General features: G+C 46.8%; 9 protein-coding genes. 7 read left to right on the forward strand and 2 right to left on the reverse strand.

Going from position 1 to position 18,312, the window contains the following annotated elements:
* Positions 1–61 precede the first annotated feature (61 nt).
* The 6 genes from AC1DP6_RS18765 to AC1DP6_RS18790 all read left to right on the forward strand — a co-directional run bounded on the left by AC1DP6_RS18765 (position 62) and on the right by AC1DP6_RS18790 (position 11,423).
* Complete coding sequence (locus AC1DP6_RS18765) at positions 62–1,252, forward strand: FecR family protein (protein WP_477056193.1); 1,191 nt, start codon at positions 62–64, stop codon at positions 1,250–1,252.
* A 248-nt stretch (positions 1,253–1,500) separates the two neighbouring features.
* Positions 1,501–4,992: a SusC/RagA family TonB-linked outer membrane protein gene (locus tag AC1DP6_RS18770; RefSeq protein ID WP_477056194.1), complete on the forward strand. Its 3,492-nt coding sequence runs from the start codon at positions 1,501–1,503 to the stop codon at positions 4,990–4,992.
* A gap of 11 nt (positions 4,993–5,003) precedes the next feature.
* Positions 5,004–6,437, forward strand: a complete 1,434-nt coding sequence (locus AC1DP6_RS18775) for a RagB/SusD family nutrient uptake outer membrane protein (protein WP_477056195.1) — start codon at positions 5,004–5,006, stop codon at positions 6,435–6,437.
* 81 nt (positions 6,438–6,518) lie between these two features.
* Entirely contained in the window at positions 6,519–7,460 is a 942-nt protein-coding gene (locus AC1DP6_RS18780) for an ABC transporter ATP-binding protein (RefSeq protein ID WP_477056196.1), read from the forward strand.
* A complete protein-coding gene (locus tag AC1DP6_RS18785; RefSeq protein WP_477056197.1) occupies positions 7,460–9,667 on the forward strand; it encodes a DUF4350 domain-containing protein in 2,208 nt (735 codons plus the stop codon). Before AC1DP6_RS18780 ends, AC1DP6_RS18785 begins: the two co-directional genes overlap by 1 nt.
* Before the next feature lie 118 nt (positions 9,668–9,785).
* Entirely contained in the window at positions 9,786–11,423 is a 1,638-nt protein-coding gene (locus AC1DP6_RS18790; RefSeq protein ID WP_477056198.1) for an acyl-CoA dehydrogenase family protein, read from the forward strand.
* Between the two features lie 56 nt (positions 11,424–11,479).
* Here the strand turns inward: AC1DP6_RS18790 and AC1DP6_RS18795 are convergent, their stop codons facing one another.
* Entirely contained in the window at positions 11,480–14,854 is a 3,375-nt protein-coding gene (locus AC1DP6_RS18795; protein ID WP_477056199.1) for a M43 family zinc metalloprotease, read from the reverse strand.
* 452 nt (positions 14,855–15,306) lie between these two features.
* Here AC1DP6_RS18795 and AC1DP6_RS18800 point away from each other — a divergent pair, with 452 nt between their 5' ends.
* Positions 15,307–15,870 (forward strand): hypothetical protein, encoded by a 564-nt coding sequence (locus AC1DP6_RS18800; protein WP_477056200.1) that lies wholly within the window; start codon positions 15,307–15,309, stop codon positions 15,868–15,870.
* Positions 15,871–15,874: 4 nt separating this feature from the next.
* Here the strand turns inward: AC1DP6_RS18800 and AC1DP6_RS18805 are convergent, their stop codons facing one another.
* Positions 15,875–18,259, reverse strand: coding sequence for an ABC transporter permease (locus AC1DP6_RS18805; RefSeq protein ID WP_477056201.1), 2,385 nt, complete (start codon positions 18,257–18,259; stop codon positions 15,875–15,877).
* Between the last annotated feature and the right edge of the window lie 53 nt (positions 18,260–18,312).

The raw sequence follows: 18,312 nt of genomic DNA on the forward strand, positions 1-18,312 counted from the left end.
TGTCTGGTAATAGAGAGAGGGAGATAAAGGGCTTCGTTTACCTGTATTCACCACACATTAAATGGAACAGAACACCCGATTACAATATTTACTGGACCGGTTAGTCCAGCACACGGCCACCACAGAAGAGCTGCTGGAACTCACTACCCTGGTAGAACAGGATAGCGATACCATTAGCGAGGTGGAGTCGCTGCTGGAAGCATCAGGAGAATCAGCACTGCCGGCATACGATTATCCCCACTGGATGTCAGTAGCCGACAAGATCCTGCAGGCCGATAAGCTTTCAGAGCCGGTGAGCAAACCGGTTTACCACATCCACTTCCTGCACAAGTGGGGCTGGGCAGCAGCGGTAGTGCTTATGCTGGGAACGGCCGCCTACCTGCTGAATCATTACCAGCAGCAAAAGCCTCCGTCCGGAATGGCTGCAAAGGCCACACCGGATGCCGCTCCTGGCAGCAATGGTGCCATATTAACGTTGGCAGACGGCTCAAAGGTGGTGCTGGATAGTATGGGTAACGGTGAAATCACCACCCAGGGCAATACCCGCGTAGTGCTGAAGGATAACGGGCTACAATACACGCCCGGTAGCACCCGCACGGAAGCCACAGCTTACAATACCATCACTACGCCCAACGGCAAACAGTTTAAAGTGGTATTGCCGGACGGCACCCGGGTATGGCTGAATGCGGGCAGCGTTCTCCAATTCCCGGTGGCATTTACCTCCAAAGAAAGATTGGTGGAACTCACGGGGGAAGCCTATTTCGAAGTAGCACAACAGGCAACCCAACCGTTTAAATTAAGGGTGCGTAAACAACTGGAAGTGGCCGTACTGGGAACCGGATTCAACGTAAACGCCTATACGAACGAACAAAATATAGCGACTACCTTAATAGAAGGAGCTGTTCGCGTATCCCTTACCCATGAAGCATCCCAGCCGGTCATCTTAAAACCGGGGCAACAGGTACGCTGGGAGAATCACCAGTTGAAAGTAAGCCCGGATGCCAATGTAGAAAGAGCTATTGCCTGGAAAAACGGCTTATTCAATTTTGAAGGAGTGGGCTTAAGAGAGATGATGCGGCAGCTGGAACGCTGGTACAACCTGGAGGTGGTATATGAAGGAAATGTTCCGGATATACACTTCTTTGGAGAAATGAGCCGGTCATTAAAGCTCTCGGATGTGCTGGCAGGACTGGAAAGTGCAGAGGTGCATTTCCGGCTGGAAGAAGGCCGGCGGCTCATTGTGATGCCTTAACATAAAAAATACTATGCCTGAAATAAAAAAAACAAATTAACACAACAGGTCAACCAACATAAAAAAACCGGAAGTGCGACTAACACTTCCGGTCACCTTTGATCGCTCAAAGGGTTGTTCAGTTGATCTTAAACAGGGTTTCGCGACCGCCATTATTAACAACCAAACGCTGCAAATCTATGCAAAAAATTGCTTACTGGAGCCGTTGGGACTTGCCATGCCGGCTCCCAACCAAAATGCTCCGGATTATGAGACTAACAAGTGTCCTCCTTCTTGCCATTTGCCTACATGTATCAGCCAGCACATTTTCACAGTCCATCACCTTTTCAGGGAAGGAAGTGCCAATGGAAAAACTGTTTGCCACTATCAAAAAGCAAACAGGATTTGTGGTGTGGGGTAAATCGGATCTGCTGAAACAGGCCGCAGCGATTTCTGTGAATGTTCGCGACATGCCACTACTGGCCTTTCTGGACCTGGTTATGAAAGACCAGCCCTTTAACTACAAAATAGCCGGCAACACGATTATGTTGTCTGGTAAACGTCTCTCTCCAACCGATGTAGCAGAAGACCTTGCAGGAAAAGAATCTCCCGTAACCGGTCATGTTACCGACAGCACCGGCGCTCCTTTGCCCGGCGCCACCGTGATGCTCATGGGCACCAATCAAACTACCATTACCAATATCGAAGGTAATTTTACCATCGCTGCATCCGCCGGCCAGCTGCTGCGCTTTAGCTTTATTGGCTTCAAAACAAAAGAACTGGTAGTAACAGCAGCGATGCTGAAAAGTGGTAACACCGGCACTATTACGTTGTTGGCACTCACCTCCAACCTCACCGATGTAAATGTGACGGCAAATACCGGATATCAATCTATTCCGAAAGAACGGGCTACCGGTTCATTCAGCATCATCACAGAAAAAACACTGGGCGCCAGGCTGGAAACCAGTCTGCTCGACCGGCTGGAAGGCACCGTCCCCGGGCTATTCATGCAGAATGGTAATGTCACCATCCGCGGCCTCTCCACCCTGTATGGTAACCAGGCCCCTCTTTATGTAGTGGATGGTTTTCCATATGAAGGAGACCTCAACTTTATTAATCCTGCCGATGTGGTGAATGTGACCATCATGAAAGATGCCGCCGCGGCCTCTATTTATGGTACCCGCGCAGCTAATGGCGTTATTTCGATTACCACCCGCAATGGCAGCGCCAGGAAAATGACGGTGAACTTCAGCAGCACCTTTTACATCCTACCTAAACCTGATATCGGTTACATGCACCTGCTCAATGCACCACAGATGGTAGACCTGCAGCAGGAACTGTTTAATATGTGGCACCCTTCCTACGATGACGGAATCCTGAGAGAAGCGCAACCCAAAGTGAATGAGGCACTGTATCAATACGAACAACACATCATCAGCAAAGCTGAATTGGATGCCACACTCAACAGATTAAGAAGTTCGGACGGACAAAGTCAGATCAGGGACCTGCTGATGCGGAACTATTTCCAGCAACGACATGCTTTTTCTGCCAATGGCGGCAATGAAATACATCAGTACAACCTGAATATGAACTATACCGGCAACCGTGGCTATGGACTTAAGAGTACCAACGAAACGGTAAACATCGGCCTGAAAGATAAAGTAAAAGTATTCAAATGGCTCGATGCAGACGCAGCAGTATTTACCAATATCGCCAATGGTAAATACGATATGTACTACCCTACCGATTTTTACAGGCGCATGCCATATGAAGTATTGCGGAACCCCGATGGCAGCTCCGCTCCATGGAACTACCTGAAATCAAAATATGAAATAGACCGGTTAAAAAACCTGGGCTTGCTCGATGAAACCTACAACCCGTTGGACGAAGTTGATAAAACTGATTTCAGATCCACTTCGAATTACTTCCGCTTACAGGGTGGATTCACCGTGAAAATTATTAAGGGGCTTAGCCTGGATCTGAAGTATCAGACAGAACGAGGCGGCGGTAACTACGCACAGGTCTTCAGGACCGATGCCTTTTCCACGAAGGATATGATCAATAACGCCACGCAAATCAACAATGGGGTGATCAAAAAAAATGTACCGGACGGTGGCCAGATACAGGAAATAAGATCCTCCAACAAGTCCTATACGGCCCGCGCCCAGCTTAACTTTGACCGGCAGATTAATACGCAGCACCATATTACTGCGCTGGCGGGTGCAGAAAGAAGAGCAGTGGCACAGGAAAATACTTCTGTATTCAGAATGGGCTACAACGATAATAACCTGCAATTCCTGCCGGTGGATGAATCTCAGCTCGGTTACTTAGAGGGAACGCAGGCTATCGGTAGTACATTCTCTTACAACTACAGCGATAAAAACTATTTCAGCTATACAGAAGACCGCTACATTTCCGCTTACGGTAACGCCGGATATACCTACAATGGTAAATACAATGTTACCGGTAGTATCCGCATCGATAATTCCAATCTCTTTGGCACAGATCCCCGTTACCGGTATCTTCCACTATGGTCTGCCGGTGCCAGCTGGCGAATATCTGAAGAAGATTTTCTGAAGAATATTTCCTGGCTCAGCAGCCTCAGTATCCGTTCTACCTATGGATTAAGCGGTAACGTGGCTAGAAAAGTAGGCCCTTACTTGCAGGCGCAATCCGCTTTTATCCGGGAAACAGGTACCACCGGCTCAAACATTATTTACCCGCCCAATAAATCATTGAGATGGGAAAAAACTGCCATCACCAATATAGGTATTGACTTTGCGCTGTTCCACCAACGGATTTCCGGCTCCATCGATTATTATATCCGCAAGAGCACAGACCTGCTGGGAGATAAAGCCACTGATCCTACCAATGCATTTCCTACCTCACTGATCAATTTTGGTAGTCTGAATAATAAAGGCATAGAGCTGGCGCTCAATACACAAAACATTCAGCAAAAAGATTTCTCGTGGAGCAGTACCCTGGCACTCAGTCTGAATAAAAACAGGATGACCGAGATCAATACAAAAGATCCGAGTGTTGTCGGCCTGACCAGCGGCTACGGTGTAAACAGAGTGGGCTATCCGATGGATGCCGTATTCAGCTTCAAATCTGCAGGACTTGATCCGACCAATGGTACCATGCTGGTGTATGATGCTGCCGGAAAAGTAGTGCAAAACTATGATCAGACAGGTGCCCTGGTCATGAACATGACAGATGTAAACGCATTGGTATACAGTGGTACCATGCGGCCTACCTACACCGCCGGCTTTACCAACACCTTTACGTATCATCAGTTGACCCTGAATATCATGGTCATCGCCAACGGCGGAAATGTGATGCGGGATGTAGTACCCATTCTCAACGGCGCCCTTAACTCCTCCAATACGGATAACCGTGTGATAAATTTCTGGCGTAAGCCGGGAGATGAAAAAATTCCGGGCACTATACCGGCACCAGATCTTAAAAACAACGGTAACATCTATTTTACCCAGACCTGGTATGCAGCTGATCAGAATGTACTCAAGGCAGATTATATCAAAGTAAGGGACATTTCATTGTCTTATAATTTTGCATCGCTGTTATCCCGGACGAAAAAAATATCCGCTGCGAGGTTAACACTGCAGGTACAAAATCCTTTCCATTGGTACAAAAACGCCATTGGCATTGATCCGGAAGCCTACTCCGCTTCCTCGTACTCAGCCGCCAGAACCACACCGGTAATGCCAGGTTATATGGCAGGATTAGATGTCACTTTTTAAAACCAACAGCCATGAGGAAAATCTATCTCTCTATCATAACATGCCTGGTAATCTTGTCCGGTTGTACCAAATTCCTGGACATCAAGCCCAAAGACAAATTCATTCCGATAACAGTAGCCGATTACGAAGGTCTGCTCAATTCAGCCAACAACCTTAACTATGGCGATTACTACTGGGACCTGATGACCGATGATGCTTTCCTGCCGGAAGGAGAACCGGGTAACCTGTATAGCAAACAAGCGCTATCTGGTCGCAAGATCTATACCTTCAATCCCCTTCCCTATTCAGAAAGTGATAATGACTATGAATGGAGTGAAGGTTACAAAAGGATTTTCTATAGCAATACCATCATCAATAACATCATGGATGCTACGGAGGGAACGGAAGCTGCTAAAAAAGGACTCCGCGCAGAAGCCCTCCTGAACCGTGCCATGGAGCATTTATTGCTGGTAAATATGTACGCATCGCATTATGATGCCGCCACTGCTGCCACACAGTTGGGTATTCCTATTGCACTGGTTGCAGACATTAATGCGAAGTTCAAAAGAAACACCATCCAGGAAGTATATGATCAGGTGATCAATGATATTAATGCGGCGATACCCGACCTCCCGCTCGATCACAAACTCACAAAATTCAGGGCTGGCAAAGCCGGTGGCTATGCCGCTTTGAGCAAGGCCTATCTTTTTATGGGCGACTATGCCAATGCCAAAAAGAATGCAGACCTCACGCTTGCGTTGCAATCAGAACTGGCCAACATGAATGATAATAAAGTGGTTATTCCCGGCCCCTTCCCTAATGTACCCGGAGCTCCGGTGGGATGGACGGATATTCCCGATTGTCAGTATAACAAAGAAACGATCGTGGCCCGTCATTTTCTCCGGCCTTTTGGTTTAGGGATGAGTGTTTGCGCCTCTCCGGAACTGACAGCGCTCTTCAGCAGCGATGATCGTCGCTGGATGCTGTATTATGCTGATGGCTGGCCTCCGGCGCCCCCCTTCAATTATATGAGCCGTTACCATGTGAAATTATTTCTGCGGGGTGATTTTTACAACAACTTTCTGGGCATACCGGAAACCTACCTGATAAGAGCAGAATGTAATGCGCGTACTAACAACTTATCGGCCGCACTGGATGATATCAATAAGTTAAGATGGAACCGCATCACACCCGCTGCCTATAAAGTCTTTACCCCGGCCGATTTCAGCAATGATGCAGAAAAAGTACTGCGCTTTGTACTGGAAGAAAGACGACGGGAACTGGCTTTCACCGGCGTACGTGTGATTGACCTGAAACGATTGAACAAAGAAACCCGGTTCCAGAAAACGGTGACACATATAGCAGAAGGTAAAACATATGAACTGCTGCCCAACAGTAATAATTATTTGCGTCAGCTATGGCCGGCAGCCACCATTTTCAACCCGGACTGGCCACTGAATCCTTAATTTTTTTGTCCTGATTCCTATTCCATGGGTGCCGGTGATGCCGGCACCCTTACTTTCCTGTTGACTTAATCAAATCAGAAAATGCAAGATAACATCGTTAAAATTGAAGGACTCTCTCACCGGTACAGTAAAGACTGGGCAGTGCAGGATGTCAGTTTCGACATCAATAAAAAGGGTATTGTAGGATTACTCGGCTCCAATGGCGCCGGTAAATCCACTACCATGAATATTCTTTGTGGCGTACTCAGTCAAACCCTTGGTAAGGTGCTCATTGAAGGCATTGATATGCGCACGCACCCGGAAGAAGCCAAGAAAAGAATTGGCTTCCTGCCACAGAATGCACCTTTATATTTGGAACAAACGGTAAATGAATACCTGACCTATTGCGCGCATCTGCGGTTCGTAGATAAACGGCGCATTAAAACCGCAGTAGCGGAGGTAAAAGAAAGATGCGGCGTGGCCCATTTCAGTAATCGCCTGATCGGCAACCTCTCCGGCGGATACCGCCAACGCGTAGGCATTGCGCAGGCATTGATCCACAGACCCCTGCTGGTAGTATTGGACGAACCCACCAACGGTCTCGATCCCAACCAGATCCTGGAAGTAAGACAGCTGATCAAAGAAATCGCCACGGACCGTGCCGTTATCTTTTCTTCACACATTCTCTCTGAAATACAGGCTACCTGCCAGGATATCATCATGATTGAAGGCGGCAGAATGGTGTTCAAGGACACGATGGAATCTTTCAATAATTACATCGAACCGGATAGCCTGATTACAACCATGGAAAATCCTCCTTCGCTCACCGTTTTACAACAAATAAAAGGCATTAAGGAAGTAGAATTACTGACAGACAAATCCTTCCGTATGCACTTTGAACCAGCAACAGATATCTCCGAAAGCATTGTGGAACTGAGCGTACAGAAAGGATGGCGCCTGAAAGAAATCACCCTGGAAAAAAGTTCGCTGGACGCCATCTTCGCCCAGTTATCTAATAAAAAAACTAAACCTGCTTTACAGTAATGAGAATAATTATCAGAATCGCCCGGCAGGAGTTGAGTCTCCTTTTTCATTCACCGGTAGCATGGCTCATTTTAATTGTGTTCCCGATACAAATAGGTATTGATTACCTCCACTATATCCAGATGATTGGCCGCGCACAACGCATGGGCAATCATTTTACAGAAGTTACTGCCATGGTGTTTGGTGGCAGAGAAGGTTTTTATCCCGGCGTAAAAAGTACGCTGTACTTCTATATTCCACTGCTAACCATGGGCCTGATCAGCCGGGAAACACACAGTGGATCTATCAAATTATTATTGTCCTCCCCCATTAAAGTCAAAGATATTGTACTGGGAAAATACCTGGCCATGATGGGCTATGGCGCATTACTACTGGTAATTATCTGTTTATACAGTATCTCCGGTTCCTACTTTATTGAACATATCGACTGGCAATTACTGTCATCCGGTGCGCTGGGACTGTATCTGCTGATCTGTGCCTACGCGGCCATCGGTTTATTCATGTCTTCCTTAACTACCTACCAGGTAGTAGCAGCTATCAGCACACTGGCGGTACTGGCCCTGCTGAACTTTATTGGTGGCCTGTTTCAGGGTAATGATACGGTAAGACATATCACCTACTTTATGTCTATCTCCGGCAGAACAGAACAATTTATTGCCGGATTAATCAGCTCCGAAGATGTACTGTATTTCTTCCTTGTCATCGGCTTTTTCCTGACTATTACCTGTACGCGTTTGCAGGATCAGCGGGAAGCTAAATCCACCTGGCTCCGTACTGCCAGGTACATTGGTCTGGTGGCTTTCTGTTTCCTCGTTGGCTATATCAGCGCTCTCCCGGCAGCTACCGGTTATATTGACATGACCGTTACCAGGATCCATACGCTGGGTCCGCAAAGCCGCGAGCTGGTAAAGAAAATGGATAAGCCGCTAAAGATTACCACCTACGTCAATATCCTCGATGACAACTATTACCTGGGCTCACCGGAAAAGAAAAGCGCGGATGAAAGATTGATGATCCCTTACCGCCGGTTTATGCCAGACCTGCAAATGAACTATGTGTACTACTATGATTTTGGTGATAACAAAAATCTCTATAAAAATTACCCGGGAGAAACCGATGCCGCCATTGCCAAAAAAGTAGCCGACATACAAGACCTTGACTTTAAAAAGGTACTGCCACCAGCCACTATCCGGAAAATGGTAGATCTGCGGCCCGAAGAAAACAGGCTGGTACGACTGCTCCAATATGGCGATGGTCAAACCTTTCTGCGGTACTACAACGATATGATGATCTATCCGGGTGAGCGGGAATTTACTGCAGCCCTGAAACATATTGTCACCCCTTCCCGGATTCCTGTGGTTACTTTCCTTACCGGTAACGGAGAAAGAAGTATTGCCAAAGCCGGAGATGCGGCACTGAAGACGTTTGTAAAAGAAGGCTCCTTCCGTGCTGCGCTGATCAACCAGGGCTTTACGGTGGATACTGTTAACCTGGATCTCCAGCATATTTCTCCCAATACTACCATACTCGTGATTGCTGCACCGCAAGCGGCGTTTTCTCCCAAGGCACAGGAACAGCTGCAGCAATATGTGGCCAGTGGCAGGAACCTCTTTGTGATGACGGAGCCCGGATCACAGGCAGTACTGGCGCCTTTACTGCAGCAACTGGATGTACATGCCGGCGATGCTGCTGTGCAGGAAGAAAGCAGGGACTATGCGCCGGATTTCATCCTGTCTCATTTCTCTGATAAAGCAGGCGCTATTTCACCGGCATTGGGAGCCTATCAGGCCGACAGTGGCGTAGTATCAGTGTCCGGCGCCGTTAACCTGCAATATGGTACCACGCCCGGTTTCCAGGTAGTGCCGTTGCTGTTATCGAAAAACAACCAACCCTTGGTCATTGCCATGGAAAGAAAACAAGCCGGGAAAACGCAGCGAATCATTGTTGCCGGCGATGCCGACTTCATGAGTTCCGCAGAAATTTCCCGTAGAAAACCATCGGTATGGAACCAGCCATTTGCAACAGAAATATTCCGCTGGTTTACCTATGGAGAGTTCCCCATCAACACCGGTGCTATGAGGTCGAGAGATGTAATAGACAGCGATGATGCAGGTATCCTCACCATGCGGATATTTTTCTTTGGGGTGATCCCCGTATCGCTGCTGCTACTGGCAACAGCACTCCTGATTTACAGGAAAAGAAGATAAGCTTAAAACCAACCCGTCATATAAGGTCGCTCCGGATGGAGCGGCCTTTTTTATGTATTTGCTCCGATAGCCTTTGTCGCAAATAGTTTAAATTAGTGTATATCAAACATCACATTATATGCTTCCTGTTGATTTTGATTTTCACACCTCCGCCAACCAGGTACCCGTACTTGAAAATTACAATTCATTTACCTCTCACCCCCTGCTTCAAAAAGCGCTTCAGCTATATGGTGGCAGCTGGATACAAACGCAGGCCACTGAATTCGGCGCGTTGATGGGCAGTCAAGTTATGCAGCATGCCGGTGAGCTGGCCAACAAAAATATTCCTGTACTAAAAACGCATGATCGCTTTGGCAACCGCGCAGATATCGTTGAGTATCATCCGGCCTATCACCAGATGATGGAAGCAGCCATCGGTCACCAGGTGCATTCCATCGCATGGACGGCCAGCAACAAAGGCGCCTATCTCGCACACAGCACCCTGTCTTATCTTAAACAACAAATAGATGAAGGCAGCAGCTGCCCTTTAACAATGACCTTTGCGGTAGTGCCTTCACTCAAAATCGAATCAGACATTGCCAAAGAATGGCTACCACTGGTACTTTCCAATGAATACGACGCAAGACCTATTCCATACGCCCTGAAAAAAGGCGTCACCTTTGGCATGGCCATGACCGAACCACAAGGCGGCAGCGACGTTCGTGCTAATCTTACTTTTGCGAAACCCGCAGGCAATGGTGTCTACAAAATTACCGGCAGAAAATGGTTCTGCAGTGCTCCCATGAGCGATGCTTTCCTGGTGCTGGCCCAAACAGACAAAGGATTAAGCTGTTTCCTGGTGCCACGGTTCACACCAGAAGGAAAAAAGAATGCGCTCTACTTTCAGCGGTTAAAAGATAAACTGGGCAACAAATCAAATGCATCCGGTGAAGTGGAATTCCACGAAGCCTGGGGACAGCTCATCGGAGAAACAGGTCGCGGCGTGGCCAACATCATGGAGATGGTACGCCATACCCGCCTGGATTGTGCCATCGGCTCTGCTGCCACCATGCAGCGGGCTTTGGCAGAAGCCATCCATCACTGTCGCCACAGAACTGCTTTCGGAAAAAAACTGATCGATCAGCCACTCATGAAAAATGTATTAGCCGATCTATCTCTGGAATCCGCTGCCGCCACCGCTCTCGCCATGCGCCTGGCAAAAGGTTTTGATGATGCAGTTACTGATGAAGCAGCCATGCACTTTACCCGCATCGCTACCGCTATCGGAAAATTCTGGAACACCAAAAGAGCAGTACTGGTACTTGGTGAAGCCCTGGAATGTGTTGGCGGCAATGGTTACGTGGAAGAATCCATTATGCCCAGGCTATACCGCGATGTGCCGGTAAACGCCATCTGGGAAGGCTCTGGCAACATACAGGCACTGGATGTACTGCGCAGCATGCACAAAGAACCCCACAGCATCAACGCATTCATGGATTACTTAGAACAAGCCAAAGGCTTCGATACACATTTAGATCATCACCTGGAAAATTTACAGCCGCTGATAGCACATCCGGATGAGTATAAAGCACGCATCATCGTTGAAAAAATGGCACTCGCCATGCAGGCGATAGAACTAATACGGATAGCACCGGAAACGGTGGCCCCGCTGTTTTGCGAAGCACGACTTTCACCACAGAAACATTTAACCTGGGGAACACTGGGGAATGACAAAGGGTTGGATGACGTGATTAATATGGTGTATAGTGGCAGCTAAAGAAACAGGTGGTACATCTTTCGATATACCACCTGTTTTCATCTTTGGAATAGTATCTATTTCACCACTTTCACGGTATGTCTTTCTCCGCCATAGGATACATCAATGATGTACACGCCTGACGGTAATGCAGACAGATTATTTATCTGCAAAGTGTTATTACCTTTTATTACATGCGCATCCTGTTCTTTTAGCATATAGCCGTTGAGGTTATACAGCTTCACTTTTGCCATACCAGTTACAGTGGACTGGTAGTTGATATTAATCCTGTCTGAAAAAGGACTGGTAGCACTCAGCCTGTAATTGGAAGTCGCCATCTTCTTCAGCAACGCGGTGCCTCCGGTTACTTTGACGGTGTAATCTTCTACCTCACCCTGGTAATTATCAATGCCGCAAGGTTTCATATTACTGCCATACCCCATTCTGACGCGAAGCAGCGTTGTGCCATTCTTCGCATTGGCAGGCACCGTAATGGTTTGAGTGAAAGGACCTGTACCCCGTCTAACAAATATTTTTTCTGTGGTATCATTCAATTGTTTGTCGCCATTCCAGTCTACCCATGCGGCCACAGAAATGTCCGGCCAATATTCTATATTCAGATTTATCTGCAGCTGATAAGATCCTCCGGCTGTTACGTTAGCTGATTGTGCGGTGAAGTCTTTATAACCATCCCATTGTGAACTATTGTCCAGGTTAGCGAACCGCACCCGTGTGATGGTGTTATAGTTCAATGCCGTACTGGCGGTACAGTAATCAGATACATGAAATCCGGAATCTGTTACAGGCGCGCCGGTTTGTCCTGCCTTAATACTACCACCAGGCAGTGTATTGTAAGCATAATCCATTAACGTATATCCACTACCGTTAGCAGCCACTTTAAACCGGAACCAGCCATAGAATGTTTCTCCACCGGTAGTGAAAGTAAATCCTGCATAACCCGTTGCTCCTTTCCATACCGTGTAGGAGGTGGTAGTCAGGTTATGTTCATCCGGGTAAGCGCCACCAGCTACAAAATTAGACGTATCACTGATGACCGTATTGGGGGCCAGCAGGGAAATATTCTTAGTAGTACCCTGGCAAACGATCGGCTTCTGGTAGGATTCAAATCTTAACCTGCCACTGTCTGCCCACAAGCCATAAACCGCATCCGGAATATTATCCACCAGGAAAGGATACCAGTTGTTGGTCATATTGATAGTGTAAAGCGTATCATTTACATCCACGTACTTAATCATATAAGGATCGCGGAAGTTGATGAGCAGTTGCTTCTGGCTACTGTCTACTGCCTGTTGGGTACTGAAGGCTGCCGGTAAGAGATGGACGATCACTGCTGCATTGTTAGCGGCCGTGTGACTGGTAGCCTTGCCTGTGAATTTCAGGATGGCCGTGGTATTATTCAAAGCTTTCAGCTGTACACTCAACCCAGCAGGGAGATTACTAACGGTATAATGCACGTTGTTAGTGAAATTCCCGGAGCTGATGGCGAAGGTATTACCGAGAATACCAACTTCTGAGGAATCTGGAATGCCACCATCATTGACCGATGCTTCGCGGAACTGGCTCTTTGACCAGGAAAGCGTAGGCGCTCCTGCATTACCGGCCCTGATACTGCCATTAGGCGCCTGATTCCAGGCATAGTCCTTAATGGTGTAAGTACTGCCATCGGCAGCTACCGTAATACGAATCCAGCCATAACGGGGTTTGCCTCCTACGGTAAACTTAACACCTACGTAGGCTGTTTTACCACCCCATTTGGTATAAGTGCTGCTGAAGATATCATGTTCATCCGGGAATGCACCACCGGCCACAAAAGAAGACGTATCTCCTATCATTGTATTCACCGGCAACGGAGAAATATTCCGGGTACTACCTTCACACACGGCTGCTTTCTGATAGGTTTCCAGGCGCAGTTTGCCGTTGTCGAACCAGCCGCCGAAGGTCCCATCTCCTGTATTAAAACTAAAGCGAGTCCAGGTACTGGTACTGTTCACCACAATATCAGGGATATCATTGTAAATGATCTTATACGGATCCAGGAAACGAATACCCAGGTTGATATAAGAATGGTAGAGCGATGCAGCTCCTCCCTGTATGGCCGCATTGAGGAAGGTAATTTTTAAACTATCTGTATTATTGATCACATTATGCTGTGTAGCCTGGCCGGTAAAAGATAATATCGCCGTGGTGTTGTTAATCACCTGGATAGCCACCGACAAGCCGGCAGGCAGATTTTGCACTGTAAAGTGCGTGCCTTGCGTCAGGCTGCCGCTACTGACAGCAAACTTTGCGCCGCCCAGCATTTTTAGTGTATCCGTTAGCGTTATGGCACCGTTATTTACATCACTTTCGTTGAATAAATTAAAAGCCGGCACCATCCTTTTAGTGGAATCCGACAACAAGGTGGCTGCCAGGTTGGCGGCTGACCATAAATTATTCCGGTGAGCCACTGTGCTGGTTAACGCGGCCAGCATTCTATCTGCCTGACCTGCTGTAAACATCTTGGTGCAGGAAGAATAGTCCATGTAATTTTCTACATTCGCCACAGTACCACAGGAGTTGGCGTTTAAGTTACATCCCCCATAGTTGGATTGTGTAGGTGGTGTATCATCTACTTCATCACCGGGAGCGGTACAACCGTTTTCAAAGGTGTGTTGCAAATTAAGAAAGTGACCTACTTCGTGGGTAAGCACCCGCTTCATATATGGATAGCCATTTTCAGAAGACCCGACGCCTGGTGCGCCCAGATAACGCCAGTTATAAACTACACCATCCAGGTGATTACTGGCCACCCACTCATCCGGGAGATAAGTCCAGCCGGAATTATTAAATACCCCTTTCTGTTCCACTTCACTCACGATCCAGATGTTCAGGTATTTTTCTCCGGGCCAGTAGGAAACGCCTTTCACATTAGCGCCGGAACCGTCCGGAGAGCGGCCATCCAAATCATTGTAGTGATAGGTTACACCATTAGTAGGATTGCCTTGCGGGTCAATATCTGCCAGCCGGAAAGTAATATGAAGATTAGCAGCCAATCCTATAAAACGGGAGTCAATCTGGCTGTAATCAGGGTTCGCCAGGTTATAATCCTGGTTCATAATATCTATGGCAGAACGGATCTGCGCCATCGTTACTTTATAGGGATTCACAGCATCATTAATGTGGAATACCACCGGTATAGTGTATTGCACAGATTGTGTTTCGAATGCCTGTCGTTGTTGTTGCATCCTGGCTACCGTCTTCCGGATATTAACCTCCTGGTTGCGGGCAGCCTGTAAGGATGCAGGATGTTTTTTATACAGTTCCTGCATCGCCCTGGAAGAGGAACAGTGATCCGGCAATGGCGCCGGTGCATTTTTTTGTTGTGCGGCAACTCCCTGGCTGATGGCCAGGCATAGCAACCCCACTATTATCTTTCGTGATAAATGTGACATATAAATGGTTTAATGTATGGAGAAAAGTATAACAACAGGTAGCAGCATGCTACCGGCAGAAAAAAAACGTGTAACGTGTAACCCGCAACAGACGGACATTTCCGCGGTAGCCGGTCATAGTGGATAAAGTCTACTTCATAAGATTGCTTTTATTAACTGAATGATAAAATCAGCTGATAGAATTGGAGATACTATTTTAACCTGCAGGGCATAGAATATTCAAGACAGTTGATTTGATTGCTTTGGTTGAAATTACAAGATTGGCCGGTGACAGCCCTCACAAACGGGATCATTAATGCTCTTTACTATCGTAATAGCTTCGATTTTGTTGTCGTCTTACGAATTTAGTTTAATACAGGCTAAGGGTATACGCTAAAATTGATGGCTTCTTTGCCGATATTAACCTTATTTTAGTTTATGATTAGATAAACGGATACATTATAAGCAATCAGATGATAGTGGAAAGTAAAGGGATAACGATAGGAAAATATTTCATACCTCCTTTTGAGTTGAGGGAAGGGGAAATGATAGTCGTCTATTTATATAGTGGGGCGCATTTCTATGATTTGGAAATGCAGCTGATTGACATTTTAACTGGTAGGATTTCGAATGATGCTGTTAAAATATATCAGCCGCTGACCTATGTGCCGCATTTCAGAGAGTCGTGGATAAGAAAGCGTTTCTATCCGTCGACTGTTGGGCAATACTTTAAAAAAAATGCCCAACCACACCATGAGCTTGCCAGCAAAATATACGGGAACCCGCTTATTAACAAGCGCACAAAAATGAATCCGCTGGGGGGAAATCATCAGCAACTAATCAGTCTTTATGCTACGTTATCCAATACAAACCATATCATTTTTGATTTAATAGGGCAAGGCGTAGAAGGTGCTATGGTAAGCTATGACACGGTAAAAGAAATGATCAAACAAGGCGGCGCAGCCATCCTGCTTGATAATTCTCCTGATATGAAAAACGACTGTACAAAATATATTGAACTGGAGCTACTTAAATAAATCCTTACTCCGACCTTAACGACTTCACCGGGTTCATCATCGCTGCTTTAATGGATTGATAACTCACTGTCAGCAAAGTGATGGATAACGCGCCGATACTGGTCAACGCAATGATCCACCAGGATATTTCCGTGCGGTATTTATAGTGCTGCAGCCAGTTGTTCATGAAATAATAAGCTACCGGTATAGCCAACAGCAGTGCAATCGCCACCAACAATACAAAATCCTTTGTCATCAAACGCCATAAATTGAAAACGGAAGCGCCCAGTACCTTGCGCACACCGATTTCCTTCACGCGCTGCTCTGCCATGAAAGAGGCCATACCAAACAGTCCCAGGCAACTGATGAAAATAGCCAGCACGGCAAAGAAGCTGGAGAGTTGGGCGATACGTTGTTCTGTATCAAACTTTTCAGCATAATCCTTATCTACAAAATTGTAAACAAAAGGAACACCGGGATTATATTTTTTAAAGACCGCCTCGATCTGCGCCAACGCAGTAGCGGTGGTTTTGTCAGGATTTATTTTAGCATTGATCAGATTGGCGTTGTCATAATCTATCGTAAAAACAGTGCGGAAGACCGGATTATAAGGAGATTCTATCACCATATCTTTCACCACACCAATCACATGAAATGGCTTATTATCTACCTTTACGATTTCTCCCAGCGGCTCTTTAAGGCCCATAAATTTAACGGCGGCCTCGTTGAGGATCATAGCGGTGCTATCCGTGGCGAACGCTCTCGAAAAGTCGCGTCCTGCGATGATCTGCCAGTTAATGGTTTTTCCATAATCATGTGTCACATTAACGGAGCCGAAATTTCCCTGTGTTCCCGGCAGCATTCCTTTCCAGGTATAGCCATTATTAATAGCATTCAGCTCCGTGGTACCACTGGAAGAATAAGCCATGTCTTTCACCACGCCGGTTGCAAGCAACTCATTGCGGATTAATTCAAAATGATCTTTCATTTCCGCAGTCTTCATTGGAATGGCAAGCAGCCCTTCCCTGCTATAGGCGGTCGGACGGCTTTTTGCGTATTGAATCTGCCGGAATACGACCACGGTTCCTATAATAAGAATGACCGACACGGTAAACTGTGTCACCACTAATGCCTTCCGGGGAATGGCCGCATAACGTCCTGCGCGGAAAGTACCTTTCAGCACTTTGATAGGCTCAAAAGAAGAAAGATACAATGCGGGGTAACTGCCGGCAATTAAGCCGGTAAAAAGTGTCACTGCGAGGCCAATCAGCCAGAATAAGGGATTCGATAGCGGAATGCTGACCTTCTTGTCGGCTACACTGTTAAACACCGGTAAAGCCAACTGCACCAGCAGCAATGCCAATACAAAACCAATGACCGTTACCAGCAGGGATTCACTGAAGAACTGCGTGATCAACTGGCCACGGACAGACCCTATGGCCTTCCGGATACCTACTTCCTTCGCCCTCTTTTCAGAACGGGCAGTACTTAGGTTCATGAAGTTAATGCAGGCCAGCAGCAGCACAAAAAAGCCAATGATCCCGAAAAGCCATACAAACTGAATACCCCCACCTACATTTTTTCCATTGTCCCACTCCGCATATAAATGCCATTTGCTCATAGGATGCAGAAATACTTCCGGCTTAAATGCCGCACTTTCTGCCCGCACTTTACGCATCTTCACATCTTTTATTTTAGCTGAAACCTTTTCCAGGTCTGCATTGTCCGCCAGTTGCGCATAGGTTTGGGTGAAGTTGGACCGCCATGGATTGTCCATCGCTTTAATCCAAGGTTGACTGTTGACATATAACTCCCAGGGGGCGATAAACGCCAGGGCCCTGAAGGCGGAGTTGTAAGGAAGATCTTCGTACACACCGGTCACTTTCACATCCAGTTTGTTATCTATCTTTATCAACTTATCTGTAGGATCTGTATCTCCAAACAATGCTTTTGCCGCGGAGGCCGATAACAGGATGGATGCCGGATCTTTTAACCCGACACGGGTACCTTTCAGCATTTTAAGCGTAATCATTTCCGGGAAGTCCGGCTCAAAGAAATTGCCGGTTTCGGAAACCGCATTATTGTTATGGGTTAATATATGTTTCCCCGTCCAGGACGACATCACCACATACTTGAAGTCACTGCCATATTTATCGCGGATCTCCTGTCCTAACAAATAAGGATTGGATGGCTGCGTACCTACCACGCCGTTAAAGGTTTGGTGCTGCATCACCTGCACAATACGATCGTAATGCGCATGATTTTTACTGAACGTCAATTCATCATGAACCCACAAACCAATCAGCAGAGCCACCGCCATCCCGGTAGACAACCCTATGATATTTATGACAGAAAAAGTCTTGTTCTTTAAAAGATTTCTCCAGGCCACCCTGGCATGACTTCTTAACATGATTTGGCAATTTTCCGTTAAATGACAATAATGCTGCCATACACACAACCTGC

Source organism: Chitinophaga sp. 01L420 (assembly GCF_056399985.1).

Bases quoted from the DNA above. Each gene is read 5' to 3' on its own strand.
- AC1DP6_RS18765 (WP_477056193.1), top strand. From the start codon at position 62: ATGGAACAGAACACCCGATTACAATATTTACTGGACCGGTTAGTCCAG.
- AC1DP6_RS18770 (WP_477056194.1), top strand. From the start codon at position 1,501: ATGAGACTAACAAGTGTCCTCCTTCTTGCCATTTGCCTACATGTATCA.
- AC1DP6_RS18775 (WP_477056195.1), top strand. From the start codon at position 5,004: ATGAGGAAAATCTATCTCTCTATCATAACATGCCTGGTAATCTTGTCC.
- AC1DP6_RS18780 (WP_477056196.1), top strand. From the start codon at position 6,519: ATGCAAGATAACATCGTTAAAATTGAAGGACTCTCTCACCGGTACAGT.
- AC1DP6_RS18785 (WP_477056197.1), top strand. From the start codon at position 7,460: ATGAGAATAATTATCAGAATCGCCCGGCAGGAGTTGAGTCTCCTTTTT.
- AC1DP6_RS18790 (WP_477056198.1), top strand. From the start codon at position 9,786: ATGCTTCCTGTTGATTTTGATTTTCACACCTCCGCCAACCAGGTACCC.
- AC1DP6_RS18795 (WP_477056199.1), bottom strand. From the start codon at position 14,854: ATGTCACATTTATCACGAAAGATAATAGTGGGGTTGCTATGCCTGGCC.
- AC1DP6_RS18800 (WP_477056200.1), top strand. From the start codon at position 15,307: ATGATAGTGGAAAGTAAAGGGATAACGATAGGAAAATATTTCATACCT.
- AC1DP6_RS18805 (WP_477056201.1), bottom strand. From the start codon at position 18,259: ATGTTAAGAAGTCATGCCAGGGTGGCCTGGAGAAATCTTTTAAAGAAC.